The 13,565-nt window shown below is 45.9% G+C and carries 11 protein-coding genes and 1 pseudogene; 6 read left to right on the top strand and 6 right to left on the bottom strand.

Features of this window, described 5'->3' with window-relative positions; translation table 11 throughout:
* Nucleotides 1-3: 3 nt before the first annotated feature.
* The gene (grxB, locus tag R7E78_RS07710; RefSeq protein WP_042523245.1) at nt 4-633 is read right to left on the bottom strand and encodes a glutaredoxin 2; all 630 of its coding nucleotides are present in this window, start codon (nt 631-633) and stop codon (nt 4-6) included.
* Between the two features lie 198 nt (nt 634-831).
* Here grxB and R7E78_RS07705 point away from each other — a divergent pair, with 198 nt between their 5' ends.
* Complete coding sequence (locus R7E78_RS07705) at nt 832-1,767, top strand: LysR family transcriptional regulator (protein ID WP_042523243.1); 936 nt, start codon at nt 832-834, stop codon at nt 1,765-1,767.
* On the opposite strand, the gene R7E78_RS07700 is transcribed toward R7E78_RS07705, so the two are convergent.
* Nucleotides 1,720-2,631: a LysR family transcriptional regulator gene (locus R7E78_RS07700; RefSeq protein ID WP_025506531.1), complete on the bottom strand. Its 912-nt coding sequence runs from the start codon at nt 2,629-2,631 to the stop codon at nt 1,720-1,722. The two genes, R7E78_RS07705 and R7E78_RS07700, sit on opposite strands and share 48 nt — an antisense overlap.
* Before the next feature lie 220 nt (nt 2,632-2,851).
* Here R7E78_RS07700 and R7E78_RS07695 point away from each other — a divergent pair, with 220 nt between their 5' ends.
* A complete protein-coding gene (locus R7E78_RS07695) occupies nt 2,852-5,731 on the top strand; it encodes an MGH1-like glycoside hydrolase domain-containing protein (protein ID WP_318057796.1) in 2,880 nt (959 codons plus the stop codon).
* Nucleotides 5,732-5,837: 106 nt separating this feature from the next.
* Here the strand turns inward: R7E78_RS07695 and R7E78_RS07690 are convergent, their stop codons facing one another.
* A complete protein-coding gene (locus R7E78_RS07690) occupies nt 5,838-7,304 on the bottom strand; it encodes a DEAD/DEAH box helicase (protein WP_318057795.1) in 1,467 nt (488 codons plus the stop codon).
* A 148-nt stretch (nt 7,305-7,452) separates the two neighbouring features.
* Between R7E78_RS07690 and R7E78_RS31185 the strand changes: the two are divergent.
* Nucleotides 7,453-7,530, top strand: a pseudogene (locus R7E78_RS31185) (VOC family protein); the annotation flags it as partial.
* A gap of 59 nt (nt 7,531-7,589) precedes the next feature.
* Here R7E78_RS31185 and R7E78_RS07685 read toward each other — a convergent pair.
* Nucleotides 7,590-8,300, bottom strand: a complete 711-nt coding sequence (locus R7E78_RS07685) for a lipoyl protein ligase domain-containing protein (RefSeq protein WP_318057794.1) — start codon at nt 8,298-8,300, stop codon at nt 7,590-7,592.
* A gap of 225 nt (nt 8,301-8,525) precedes the next feature.
* Between R7E78_RS07685 and R7E78_RS07680 the strand changes: the two genes are divergently transcribed.
* On the top strand, nt 8,526-8,852 hold the full coding sequence (locus tag R7E78_RS07680) for a DUF4156 domain-containing protein (protein WP_031778841.1): 327 nt from the start codon (nt 8,526-8,528) through the stop codon (nt 8,850-8,852).
* Nucleotides 8,853-8,931: 79 nt separating this feature from the next.
* Here the strand turns inward: R7E78_RS07680 and R7E78_RS07675 are convergent, their stop codons facing one another.
* Together R7E78_RS07675 and R7E78_RS07670 are read right to left on the bottom strand one after the other, a co-directional pair.
* Nucleotides 8,932-9,960 (bottom strand): hypothetical protein, encoded by a 1,029-nt coding sequence (locus tag R7E78_RS07675; protein ID WP_054574562.1) that lies wholly within the window; start codon nt 9,958-9,960, stop codon nt 8,932-8,934.
* A 411-nt stretch (nt 9,961-10,371) separates the two neighbouring features.
* Nucleotides 10,372-11,520, bottom strand: coding sequence for a PLP-dependent aminotransferase family protein (locus tag R7E78_RS07670; protein WP_017819834.1), 1,149 nt, complete (start codon nt 11,518-11,520; stop codon nt 10,372-10,374).
* 125 nt (nt 11,521-11,645) lie between these two features.
* Here R7E78_RS07670 and R7E78_RS07665 point away from each other — a divergent pair, with 125 nt between their 5' ends.
* Together R7E78_RS07665 and R7E78_RS07660 are read left to right on the top strand one after the other, a co-directional pair.
* Complete coding sequence (locus R7E78_RS07665) at nt 11,646-12,515, top strand: GyrI-like domain-containing protein (RefSeq protein ID WP_262602396.1); 870 nt, start codon at nt 11,646-11,648, stop codon at nt 12,513-12,515.
* Nucleotides 12,516-12,595: 80 nt separating this feature from the next.
* Nucleotides 12,596-13,498: a LysR family transcriptional regulator gene (locus R7E78_RS07660; RefSeq protein WP_017819836.1), complete on the top strand. Its 903-nt coding sequence runs from the start codon at nt 12,596-12,598 to the stop codon at nt 13,496-13,498.
* The last annotated feature ends 67 nt before the right edge of the window (nt 13,499-13,565 follow it).

Below are 13,565 nucleotides of genomic sequence, written 5' to 3'. Positions count from 1 at the left end.
TCCTTAGATAAGTACTGGCACGTTGGTCGCTTTACGAGCGGTTGCCATCCAGTGAAGTACGGCTGGATCCCATTGCACTTCGGGCGCACTGAAAAAGCCGCGTAGAATGGAAAACATAATGGCTTGATCAACCAGTGACGTTTGCTTTTCTGAACTTAGGTTGAGCAAGGGTTTAGTTTGTTCTATCAAAGCGGCGACTTCTTTCGCAATCGCAGGTGTATCGTTAATCAAAGCTTCAAAATTTAACGCTTCGGTTTCTTTTTTTGCACGCCATGCTTGTTTAGCGGTTTCTGTTGCAAATTCCGGTAACGTCATGTTTGACCAACGCGGATACCCGACTTTTTGTAGCGGTAAAAACGCTTGTTTTTGCCAGTCTAAAACCGGTGCTGAGGGTTGGCTGCTTTCATTGGAAGATGCCAATTCAAGGAAGTAGTTGATGATGTCTAAGCTTTCCGCCATCGCTTCACCATCGTCTTTGATCAAAAGAGGAACTTGTTTTGCGCCGATGATGTTTGTGGTGGTGATCTCGTCGTCATAAGCAATGTTGATGACGTCGAGCTGAATATTCAGCATGCCTGCAACAAAACGGACGCGGGCGCTGAAAGGGCAATGTTCATAAATGTACAGTTTCATTTTTGTTTCCTATCTCTTGGCTGGGCAGGGCGTGTTGTTGTGCGTTGTACAGCGTTACGGCGTTTAACTTTGCCCTGTCACATAACGTTCTGGGTCTAAACAATGTCGATAGGGTCAGTATATGGATTCGACTTAATTTGATAATTGGGTAATATCTGAATTGATTATTCAGTTTTTCAAAATAATAAGTGCGCGAAGATGGATAAGTTTTCGGATATGACGTTGTTTGTCAGCATCGTTAAACATCAAGGTCTGGCAGCGGCGGGAAGGGAGCTAGGTTTATCTCCAGCGACGGTAACGGCAAGGCTGCAAGCGATAGAAGAACGCTATGGTGTAAAGCTGCTCAACCGAAGCACACGCCACGTATCACTCACGGACGCAGGGGCAATGTACCATCAAGCTTGTCTGAACATCATTGATAGCGTGAAAGAGACGGAAAACTTGCTGCAAACGGGTATTTCGGAAGTGCGCGGAACGTTGAAAATTTCAGCTCCACGAGATATTGGCAAACAAATTATTTCGCCGATGGTGTCGGCTTTTTCTGAGCAATATCCGGATGTGACGCCCTATCTTTATCTTAATGACAATTTATCGAACTTGGCTGAATCGGGGCTCGATTTAGTGATTCGTTACGGTGAGTTAGCGGACAGCAATCTCATTTCGCGCAAGCTGGCGTCGAGTCAACGTGTGCTGTGCGCGTCACCTGATTATTTGTCGAAGCAAGGTGTCCCAAACTGCCCACAAGATCTCGCGGATCATCGCTGCTTAGCCATGGTGCGCAGCAATGAAGAATTAAAAACGTGGCACTTTAAAGATGAAGAGTCTCACCAAACGATCACGGTCACGCCAAAGCGCTGTTCTGATGACGGTGAAGTGATTCGACAATGGGCGTTGGAGGGGGCGGGGATTGCGTTGAAATCGATTTTAGATATTCAGCAAGACCTCAAACAACAACGTTTAGTAACGGTTTTGGATGGGTATATGAAAAACTTCAGCGCCTTCTCGCAAGGCGCTGAAGCGGATCTGCATGTCATTTATCAAAGCCGTCAATATCAACCGAAAAGAGTTCGCCTGTTTTTGGACTTTCTAGTTGAGCAATTTAGCGCGCTGAGTGATGCCCGCAATCAGATCTAGATGCGATTCCGAGGTTTCTCGGCGGTGGCGATAAATCCCGACGGTGCCAGGGTTTGGTTCGTTTTCCATGGTTAAGCATCGCAAGCCAAAGGATTCCAAATACGATTGCAGATGGCGGGTATAAGACATCACCGCGACGCTTTCTTTCAGTACATCAATACTGGCGAGCAGAGAATCCACTTCGTAAGTCGGTCTGTCATCCAGTTGCTGCCTTTCGCGTTCATTTTGTTTCGGGATTGGGTTATCGATGACGTGAGCGAATTTCTTAGCGTCATAAGTGACCGAAAGAGCAGGGTATTCGTGCAGCATCTCTTCGGTGACGGTTTTCCCTAGCAGTGGGTGGTTTGGGGAAACAAAATAGGCATCAACCGTTTGAAATAGTGGAATAAACGTAACATCGCATTTAGACGACAAGCCGACAATCTCGTGGCCGATGAAGAATTCAATCTGTTCGTTTATTAATGAATCCATCAAGCCTAAGTGATTGCCAAATTCGACGTGCGTAGATGCCGAAGGCTGCTTGGTCAGATGTTCATTGAGTGCTTGTTTGACGAATAGCGGCCACCACGCATCGCCAGTACCCATTTTAATTTTTCCGACTTGGTACTGTTTCCGTTCATCAATGCTTTGCATCATTTGGTTGTATTCATGCTGCATCGCGTTGCTATGGCGATAGAGGATGCGTCCGTATTCGGTCAACACCATGCCATTAGGATGGCGTTCAAACAGCGTTACGCCGAGATTCTCTTCCAGCTTCTTTAAATTGCTTGTTACCGTTGGCTGGCTTAACCCTGCCATTCTTGCCGCAGCGCTGATGCTTTGGCAGCGTGCAACCAGTAAAAATTGCTGCAGAGATTTGTCCATTTTCTTTCCCCTCTAAGAACGAGGGGTATTTTGCACAATTTCATTTATAAATCACAAATCTGTAATCTCATTTGATTGAAATTATGCGCATTTCATAGATCTACATCACTGTTGGGGTCTGACGTATAGATGTTATCTATAGCTCGCTCCTGACTTCCTATTTTCCCCTCAAAAAGGTGTTCTTTAGACTGTCGCCAAAACAACAATCTAAGGGATGAACATGAAACCGAGTTTTATTGCGCTTGCTGTCGCGTCTTGTATTGGTCTTGCTGGATGTGGGTCAGATTCCTCTGATGCGCCTGTGCCGGTCGACAAACCAATTATTTCAGCCGACTTATATTTACGTGGTTTAAATGGGGATTGGGGCACGGCAGAGCATGCCAAGCTAAACTATTTGGGTAATAACGAGTACGAAACCGTACTGCGCGTCGCCCGAGGTAGCAATCAGTTCAAGATTGCTGATCCGGGTTGGCAGATCCAATACACCTATTTTGAGGAGCCCGCGGCGTTCGATAAAGCTCAAGAGTACCTGCCAAAACCAGACACGAATGAAGCGTGTATGAACGATGATTGCAACTCTGAGATCACGTTTGAAGACAAAGGGTATTACAAGTTTTCTGTGAGCTTTGCCGATGAAAGTCGCGCGACAATGACTGTGACGAAAGCAACGCAAGAAGAAGCGGAAAAATACTACTCTGATGCGATTCTCGACCCTGCAATGGTGCATGAAGGGCATCAGAGCAGAGAAGTGAAACTGTTCGCCAATTACGATGACTCGAGTGATACCGTGATTTTCTCGGTGAAAGATCCTAAAGCTGAACTGCGTGAATTTGGTATTTCAACGACGACAGAATTGCGTGATGCGCTCGACCAAGGCTTAGTGATTAATGAACAAACAGGGCCGCGAGTGGTGTCGGATGATGTCGCGTTTGATGCGTTGTTTGCGTTGACGATGAAAGAGCTAGACCAGCTTGCTGTTTCTGAAATCAAAGACGGCAATTACAACTACAACAACCCAATCAAAGCGGAAGTTTTTGAGACGGGCGCGAAGTGGCATTACGTGTGGACGCGTGATTTGGCGTACGCAGCAGACCTTTCGCTTGCATTGATGAATCCAACTCGCGTGCAGAATGGTTTGAATTTCAAATTGTCTGCTTTCCGCGACACGACCGTTCAGCAATACGATGGCGAGCAGATTGTGCAAGATACGGGCACTGGCGGCAGCTGGCCAATTAGTACCGACCGCACGACTTGGGCGCTTGGTGCAGAACGCTTACTTTCGGCATTGGATGGAGAAGAGTACAACCAATTTGCCGAGCGCGCTTACAAAGCGATCAGTAATACACTTGAAGCCGATCGCCTGGCGGCTTTTGATGCGAAATCTGGTTTATACACTGGTGAGCAATCATTCCTTGATTGGCGTGAGCAAACGTATTCAACGTGGACGCCAAACGATGTCAATGCGATTGGTAGCAGCAAAGCGTTATCGACAAACGTGGTTCACTACCGCGCGATTCAGCTCGCGGCTAAGTTGGCAGAGAAGTACGATTCAACCAACGCGGTCAAATACACCGAGTGGGCTGCACAGCTAAAAACCGCTATCAACGAGCAGTTTTGGAATGCCGAACGCGGTATGTACGTAAGTTATTTGTTTGATAATGGCAAAGACATCGCGGTCGACAAATATGACATGTTGGGCGAAGCACTGGCGATCATCAGTGGTGTGGCAAGTGATGCGCAGGCGAAACAAATCATGGCCAATTACCCACACAGTGAGTTTGGCGTGCCGGTTTATTTCCCTCAACAACCAGACGTGCCTGTGTACCATAACCGCGCAATTTGGCCATATGTTACCGCGTACAGCTTGCGCGCCGCGCATCAAACACAAAACGTGGCAGCAGCGAACAATGCCATTCAATCGTTGGTTCGTGGTACAGCGACCAATTTATCCAACATGGAAAACTTAGAGTGGCTTTCTGGTAAGTCATTCATCATCCATAGTGATCATGGCGAAGATCCGAGCTTGGATGGCCCAGTGATTAACTCTCAGCGTCAGCTTTGGTCTGTGGGTGGCTACTTGAACATGGTGGTAGAGACCCTATTTGGCATCCATACCGAAACAGGTAAGTTGGAAGTGAAGCCATTTATCACAAGTTGGGTGCGCAATAACTTGTTGGCTCAGTCTGAACAAATCACGTTGGAAAACTTTGCCTTCAAAGGAAAGAACTACTCGGTAACGATTGACTTGCCTGAAGTAAGCAAAGATGAAACAGGTTACTACCCAGTTGAAAATGTCACGATGGACGAAGAGGGGCATTTCCACGTGACACTGGGCGCGCTTGTGAATGTAGATAGCAGCATTACTTTAGTTTCTGGGGTGAAACCGTATGTGAGTGAAGATAGCCGCGTTTATTCTCCGCAAGAGCCAACATTGGTGGTAAAAAGCGTTGATAATTCGGTTTCGATTGACGTGATGAGCAAGTACAACGTGAACTTGTATCGCAATGGCGAGCTGATTCAAAAGAACGTGATTGCTCAATCTTATTCCGATACGCCAACAGGTTTTGCGTGTTATTTGGCTGAAAGCATTAACGATAAAGGTTTCCGCTCTAATCCGAGCCAACCAGTTTGTGTCGGTGAAGAGATCCGCATCAAACTTGATGGCGAATATCAGCCACTCAAAGACAATGTCTCAGTGGTTACGGTGAGCAAAGAGAGTGCCATCGTAAAAGGTGCAGAGTCGTTTACAGCTCCTGTAACGGGCACTTACCAGTTCGATGCTTGGTACAACAATAACCTGGGGCAACTTAATACTGGCATCACGAACACCGTGAAACTGTTAGAGGTATTGGATGATGCAGGTAAAGTGGTTGGCCAAGGTTACTTGCAGATGGGCCATATTGGTGAAAACCAAGGTATGCGTTACTCAACGCCAATTGAAGTAGCGTTGGAGCAAGGGAAAAACTATCAGATCGCGCTGAAGGACCACTTCAATATGAGTTACCTCAAATCGAATGAAACCTACATCTACGCTGGTGGTATTGAGGGTGAAAAGAACGAAGCGCAAATCGCAGATATTCGAATCACACCTTTAATGTAGGCTGTTTTAACAAAGCAGTGTTCTAGAAAACTGTGTTCTAAGAAAGACAAAGCCGCTGAGATTATCAGCGGCTTTGTTGTATTTGCTATCGGGGGCCGTTTACAGGTTAGTTTGCAGCTTGCGGACGAGGCTTACGGCGCTGACCTGATGGTTTGTTTCCTGCTGGCTTAGCATTGTTTGGCTTGCGGTTACCAGACGGTTTACCAGCGTTGCCACTCTTATTACCGTTTGGTTTATTTCCATTCGGTTTATTGCCATTTGGCTTGTTGCCGTTGTTACCACCGTTGAAGCGACGTTTAGGTTTGTTTGCACCATTGCCTGCTTTCTTTTCGGTTGCTGGAGCGTTTTCACCCGAAGCATTTGGCGCTTTTGGTTTTTTCGGCTTCTTAGGTTTTTTCGGTTTGATTGGGCGAGTATCCAGTTTAGATTCTGGCACCACATTGGTTGGCGCAAAACCTTCCAACTCTTTACGTGGTAGTACTTCTTGAATCAAACGTTCAATCGCAAACAACTCAGATGCTTCTAGCGCGCACACTAGTGAAATCGCTTTACCTACTTCGCCCGCACGGCCAGTACGACCAATACGGTGAACGTAGTCTTCCGCCACTTTAGGTAGCTCAAAGTTCACCACTTGCGGCAATTGAGGAATATCGATACCGCGTGCAGCAATGTCCGTCGCGACTAACACACGAATTTCACCCGATTTAAAATCCGCCAGTGCTTTGGTACGCGCGCCTTGGCTCTTGTTACCGTGGATGGCAGCAGCAGGTAGATTTTGTTCGATCAGGAACTTCGCTAGACGGTTTGCTCCGTGTTTTGTTTTCGTAAACACCAGCACTTGCTTCCAATCGCCGTCTTTGATCAATTTAACCAACATCGGAGCTTTCTTCTTCACGTCTGCTGGGTAGATGCTTTGCTCAACCGTTCTCGCCGTCGAGTTCGCCGGGTTCACTGAAATCTCAACCGGGTTGTTCACCAAGCCTTTCGCAAGGTCGCGGATTTCATCCGAGAAAGTCGCCGAGAAAAGTAGATTCTGACGCTGTTTTGGTAGCAGGGCTAGGATTTTGCGAATATCACGGATAAAGCCCATATCCAGCATGCGGTCTGCTTCATCCAGTACTAGCACTTCCAGTTGGTCGAATTTGACCGCATTTTGGTTGTACAAATCCATCAGGCGGCCTGGTGTCGCTACCAGCACATCCGCACCTTTGCGAAGACGCTGCATTTGCGGGTTGATCTTCACACCACCAAAAACCACCGTACTGCTTAGTGGAAGGTGACGGCCGTACATAAACACGTTTTCTTGCACCTGAGCCGCAAGTTCACGCGTTGGCGTCAGGATAAGTGCACGAACTTGGTTAGCACGAACGCGAGGGCCGTTCGATAAACGCTCAAGAATCGGTAGCGTAAAGCCTGCGGTTTTACCTGTACCAGTCTGCGCTGCTGCCATTACGTCTTTCCCTTCCAAAATAGCAGGAATTGCTTTTGCCTGAATTGGCGAAGGGGTGTCGTAGCCTTTCTCTTGAATAGCTTTAAGGATTGGAGCAGATAGACCTAACGAGGTAAAACCCATATGTATGATTCTCAATTGTAGAGTTAGATAACAACGCGCCGAAAATAAATCGGTGCGAAAAGTGCGACATTCTGAGGCTTTTACGCGCAGGCTTCAACTAATTCCGTCATGGATAAATATTTGAACTGGATCTCATTTCTTTTTGGCAGGCAAAACTGATAACTGGTTTGGTCGATCGATTGAATGGTTTTACGTTGGCGATGCCCATTCTTACATCGCTATCACGGTATGCAGTTTTAGTTTATCAAATGCTGTTCGGAGTGTGGGGGAGGCTTGCTCCTTTCATTACTCCGCTTTTGCATGCGTTAAAAACGCACTCGTCAATTGCTGAAAGAGCGAATCTACCGACGGGCGGTCGGATATATGATGGAAGAGCGGTGTGTGGACATCACCACGAATATCATCGTCATGACCACAAAACTGATTACACATTCGTACTGGTTCGACAATCTTCTCGACGTCGGCATCAATCAGAATGCATGCTTGTGATAACACCACTTGCCCACCGCCTTTTTTCAGTAAAACGCGCTGCGCGGTTCCCACGACTTTTTGCCCGCCAATGTTGAGGTTGTACTCGCCATCGCAGTAGGAATAAGGCGTAGCATGAACATCCACTTTCACGCCGAGCTGTTTAAAGAAAACCGTTAATATCGCACATAAATCGAGATACGCTTTTTTGATGTTGTAAGGCTCGCCTTCTGGCCAGTGGTAAATGTGGGATAGATTGATAATACCTGGCACCTGAGGGACTGGGGCACCACCGGTTTTACGAGAAAAGAGCTTCCAGCCAGACGTATTTAACGCATGTTCCAATTCATTAGACACTGGCCATTTCTTACCCGCGGGAAGCACGAGCGTTGGACTTTTTACTTGCCAAAGCAATAGCACTTGCGAGAGTTGGTTGGACTGAACTTGTTTAATGAGCTCATCTTCTTTGTCAAATGCATCAGCGACTTCCGTAGCTGTGTAGCGAATTAGCTTATTTTTAGCAACCAAACTCTATCCCTCGCGGCTATTTAATCATTACTGTTGTATCTCAGATACAGCTTTATTGCTAGGTCTGTGATTATTAGGTTTTTGCTCGCTATCTGCATGATCACCTTTTGAGTCTTTTCCGTTGTCCATTAATTCTACTTGAACACGCGATAAAAAGTTTTTGCTAGTCATCACATCAGCCATTCATAAAATCTGCCATCTATGAAAAATTTTGGCGATATAAGTATGAAAAAGCGAGTGATGACTCTCGCGTTAGCGGCATCATTAACGGGATGTGTGACGTTCCCAACTCAAGAATCTGAGCAAGTACAGGTGCTTTGGGACAATGTGAATGCGATTGAAAACTGTGAACTAATGGGTACCGTGATCGGCTCAGAAGGACACTTTTACGACTATTGGCTTCACGCCGATAAAGACATGGTTTGGGGTACGTTAAACCAAATGCGCCTCAAGGCGGCGGATTTAGGCGCAGATACCTTGTACTTATATCAACCGTTGAGCTTTTCTACGTCAGTGACGATGTTTGCAAATGCTTACAAGTGCAAACAGTAGCTATTGGCTTGATCATAATTGAAAGACAGGCGCTGCTCGCCTGTCTTTGATGCGCTCTACAAATACTGGAGACTTTGCGTTAATTGACGTTTGCTGTCGCCACCGCTGATGTATCAGAAAACGACAATGTAAAGTCTCGCTCGGTATTAAGCACTTTGGCTGGAAACTCTAAGCTCAACTGCGTATGTGGCGCGACTTCTGAAGCAATGCTAGTAACGAATTTTCGGGTTTCTCCAGGAGAGATCGATATGTCACTTCCACCTTGTGATGAGAGCTCAGCGATACCCATTGTTTCAAGTGTGTTACCGGCAGTATCCGCCAGGTGTAGTAAAGATTCTGACTTGTAGATTAATTCTCCACTTTCTGTGCGATATGCATTAAACGAGTTGAAATTTGGTTGCAATGATCCTTGTGAACCAATGTTAGTAACGGAAAATGTCACATTAGCGCCATCAAAGTTCTCGACTCTTACAAGTACGTTACTGTCTTGGTAACGAGCGGCTGCTGCCGCAGTTGCTTGCTGTTTCTGCCTCTGTTTCTCTTTTTCAATGTCGCTTAACTGTTTCTGCTCATTAGCGATTCGATTCTTTGCCATGTAGTACGACTGATCGACCATTGCTATTAAAGCGGGGATTGAATACAAAGTGAGGCCTTCCAAATGGTCAAAGTCGATTTTGGCATGTTGAGTACGTTTATGATTAGAAAATTGGCAGTAACCATCAATCAAACTGATGAAAGCCACTTCAAAAGTGCCTTGTAATCGGCTTACTTCCTGTGCTGCTTTCTCTAGATTTGAGCGGACTTTCCGAATCTCTTCCAAACTCTTTTGTGAAAGACGACCGTTTGGCGATACGTCGTTAGAAACCGAAACCAGTTCTTCGGTCACAAATGGATTGTTTTCGGCAGGAATCACCGTAGTGATACGGTTGGATTTGGTGATGTCTTCGCCCAATAAAACCATCATTTTTTGCGATGCGGCGGTTGTGTTGCCCGCTAATACGTCACTACAGTTTGGCGACGTATTGGCATACACGGCGAATGCGGTAAAAAGTGAAAGTGTAACGGACCAGCCGATGGTGACGAGTCCTGTCGTGGTTCGAGTATTCATCCTGATAACCCCTCTGTCATTTGGTGCGATTCACTGACGTAATTGCCAATCAAAAGATTGGCTCGCGACATTCAGAATGGTTCTGGTCAACCCTTCGTAGTGGGTATGCCCACAGATGCTTTTTTAGTCGTTTATCAACCGCTAAGCCACGATTGATAAAGTGTCTGAAATTGAGAGCATTAACGCTGCGAAGTTGATGTCTTTGACTGAAAGATAGACGTAACTTTTCCAACCATCAAATACGTGATTGAGTTCTCATTTTTATATGAGTGAGAGGTTCAAGAGAAAACAGGCACTTACTGTAGAGAGTTGATTTGAAGGAAAAATATAAATTTTTTTGGGGAACTTTTTTGATGCTGCCTTTGAGACTTTTTTTGAATTTCAAAGGCAGGTTCTTACACTCGCGTTCAATTACAATGTGTTGAGGACATCCGCGAGTCGAGAGACAGCTGTCGTCAGTTCTTCTGGTGTAGCATTGGTAAAGTTAAGACGCAGAGCGGCTTTTACCTTTGAACCTTCTGGATAAAAGACCGGGCTCGGCACTACAGCAACCCAGTTTGCGAGAAGGTTTTTCGCCAGTTCGAAGGTGTCGCATTCTGGAATCTCGACCCAAACGAACATACCACCATCGACGGGTTTGAGTACGCAACTTTCTGGCAGCTGTTTTTGCAGTTCAGCAAACATGACATCGTAACGTGATTTGTAAAGAGCACAGATGGTTGAAATGTGCGTTTCGAAGTTGTCATGTTGCAGTAGACCATGCAGCAAAGCTTGCATAGGAATACTAGAGTGCAGATCGGCACCTTGTTTAATTTTGATAAGTGGCTCAAGGTAGCTGCTTTTGCCCGTAACTACACCAATACGCAAGCCTGGTGAAGCTATTTTGGAGAAAGAGCGCAATACGATGGAGTGTTGCGGGCAGAAATCTGAAACTAGCGGTAGTGCTTCACCAGAAAAACGCAGCTCACGGTATGGTGCGTCTTCAATGAATGCAACGTCGTATTGGATACAAAGCTCGGCAACTTTTTGGCGAGTCTCTAGCGCCCAGCATACGCCCGTTGGGTTGTGAAAATCGGGTACGGCGTAGAACATTTTTGGTTGCTGCGTAGCAAAGCATTGTTCGAGTTCTTCAAGGTTTGGGCCACACTCGGTTTGTGAAACGGTCACGATGTTGGCTTGCACTAGACCGAATACTTGCATAGCACCAAGGTAGCTCGGTGCTTCCATCACCACTTTATCGCCCGGATTTACGTACGCACGCGCAATCAAATCTAGCCCTTGCTGAGAGCCCGTTGTGATCATAGCCAAATGAGATTCTGGCAGCTGGTAATAATCGGTCAAAAAATTAAGTAGCGGTGCGTAGCCTGCTGTTGCGCCATATTGAAACACCTCTGGCATATTCGCGAGGTTTTCTAGCGTCGGTTTCATTAAGTCGATCGGGAAGGTTTTTTCGTCCGGTAAGCCACCTGCAAGAGAAATGACGTTCTTATCGCTTGCTGCTGCGAGGATCTCTCGGATGTAGGATGATTTAGTTTGTTGTAATGACTGTGCGATTTCCATGTGCTGTGCTTCTCGTAATTGTCTTTTTTTATGTCAGAAATAGTATAGGTAAATTGCCAAGCTTGGTGTGTCCATTTATGCTGTTAAATATGTCCATTTATGCTATTTAAGCGAAAGTTTACTCCGTGAGCCATCAACAAGTTTCCAGAATCAATGACGTGCTGTTTTACATTCACCAGGACATTAGCAGAGATTTATCGGCTAAAGAGCTAGCAGATGTAGCAGCCTATTCTGAACAGCACTTCCATCGTATTTTTAAAGATGTGGTAGGGGAGTCTGTCCATCAATATATCCGTCGCACAAGAATGGAATACGCCGCCAATCAACTGATGTTTGATACCAGCTCGTCGGTGTTAGACATTGCTAACAAGTGCGGCTTTAGCTCGGTATCTTCTTTTAGCCGAGCGTTTAAAGCAACGTTCGCTATGTCTCCTGGCGCGTGGCGAAAGCATGATTTACAAGTCGCAGAAAAGCCGTATCTAAAAGATCCGGAAGTGGCTGCGGGTTATCATCGGGTTGCTCAACGCGAGTTGCCAGAACCTAAAATTATGGAGGTTCCACAACGCTTCGCGGCTTATGTGCGGCATGAGGGTTATAGCCGTTCCATTCGCAATGCGTGGCTGATTTTGAAGGCGTGGGCAAGCTCTGAGAATCGGGACTTTTCGGTTCAATACGGTTTGCATCACTCCAACCCCGCTTGGGTCGAGCTCGATAAGTGTCGCTATGTGGCTTGTATGGCGATTGATAAGCCGCTTAAAGTACGCGGTGTCGTAAATCAAATGACGATTCCGGGTGGTTTGCATGCTGTTTTTCGCTTAACAGGGGTATATGGAGAGCTTCTTCCTCAATTGAGTATGGTGTTAGAGAAGTGGTTGCCGAATTCAGGCTTTAAGCAGCGTTCTACTCCCGCTTATGTTCACTATCATAAAAACCATTTCCTTAGCCATGATGAGGTGTTTGAGCTGGACTTCTATCTGCCCATCAGTTTTTTCTAACTGGAGTATTTATTTACTATCCGTAAGGAAGAAAATGCTAAGCTCTATATGGTGATTTTTTACAAATAATTGAAAATTAAATGAACATCGATCATGTAAAGCTATTTGTCCGTTTGGCTTCGACACACAACATCAGCATGGCTGGTCAGGAGCTTGGACTTTCTCCTGCTGTCGCTAGCGCACACATCAATAAACTTGAGGACAGCTTAGGAGTTCGTTTAGTTCATCGCACCACACGCAAAGTTTCCTTAACTGAAGAGGGGCAGGCTTTTTTACCTCACGCGGAGGAGGTCCTTGCAACAGTGGAGGCAGCAAGGGGAGCTGTTGGCTCAGGGCAGAGTGCGCCAACGGGAGTATTACGTATAACCGCCTCTGCAACTTTTGGTCGCTTGCATATTGTGCCCGCATTAAAAGGTTTTATGGCGCGTTACCCAGGGTTAACCGTGGACTGCCGATTTTCTGATTCCATTATTGATCTGGTTGAGGGAGGTTTTGATGTCGCCATTCGTGTCGCTGAGTTGAAAGATTCTTCATTGGTTGCAAGAAAGCTTGCGCCAGATCGTCGTATTATCGTTGCATCACCAGATTATATTGAACAATTTGGGAGACCTAACAAGCCCCAAGACTTGGCGAATCATGAATGTATTAACTTAGTTGGAATGAATAATTGGTCATTCAATACAAAAGATGGAATGTTCAATGTAAGAACTTCTGGTCGTTTTAAAACCGATAATGGTGATGCGATGAGAGACGCGACGGTAAACGGGTTAGGTATTTCTATCAACTCGGTTTGGAGTGTTTATCAAGAATTACAAAGTGGTCAGCTAGTGGAAGTACTCGAAGATCACCCTTTAGCGATGGATGCTGGGATTTGGGCTGTGTACCCAAGCTCTCGTTTAATTGCGCCTAAGGTGCGTGCCTTTATTGATTACTTTGCTGAATACTATGGCACGCCACCTTATTGGGAGTTTGCGGAAAAGTGATAATAAGTTTCAATTATCGAATACATTGTTTTTAAGGTCCGAATAAAAACGAACCTCAAGATAATTC

This window comes from Vibrio sp. YT-19(2023) (assembly GCF_033337395.1).
Note: the sequence above shows the minus strand (reverse complement) of the source record. Positions and strands in the feature narration are given on the sequence as shown.

What these genes read in the sequence shown, in the direction of transcription:
- R7E78_RS07675 (WP_054574562.1), bottom strand. Translation starts at nt 9,960, where the DNA reads ATGAATACTCGAACCACGACAGGACTCGTCACCATCGGCTGGTCCGTT.
- R7E78_RS07670 (WP_017819834.1), bottom strand. Translation starts at nt 11,520, where the DNA reads ATGGAAATCGCACAGTCATTACAACAAACTAAATCATCCTACATCCGA.
- R7E78_RS07660 (WP_017819836.1), top strand. Translation starts at nt 12,596, where the DNA reads ATGAACATCGATCATGTAAAGCTATTTGTCCGTTTGGCTTCGACACAC.
- R7E78_RS07690 (WP_318057795.1), bottom strand. Translation starts at nt 7,304, where the DNA reads ATGGGTTTTACCTCGTTAGGTCTATCTGCTCCAATCCTTAAAGCTATT.
- grxB (WP_042523245.1), bottom strand. Translation starts at nt 633, where the DNA reads ATGAAACTGTACATTTATGAACATTGCCCTTTCAGCGCCCGCGTCCGT.
- R7E78_RS07705 (WP_042523243.1), top strand. Translation starts at nt 832, where the DNA reads ATGGATAAGTTTTCGGATATGACGTTGTTTGTCAGCATCGTTAAACAT.
- R7E78_RS07700 (WP_025506531.1), bottom strand. Translation starts at nt 2,631, where the DNA reads ATGGACAAATCTCTGCAGCAATTTTTACTGGTTGCACGCTGCCAAAGC.
- R7E78_RS07695 (WP_318057796.1), top strand. Translation starts at nt 2,852, where the DNA reads ATGAAACCGAGTTTTATTGCGCTTGCTGTCGCGTCTTGTATTGGTCTT.
- R7E78_RS07680 (WP_031778841.1), top strand. Translation starts at nt 8,526, where the DNA reads ATGAAAAAGCGAGTGATGACTCTCGCGTTAGCGGCATCATTAACGGGA.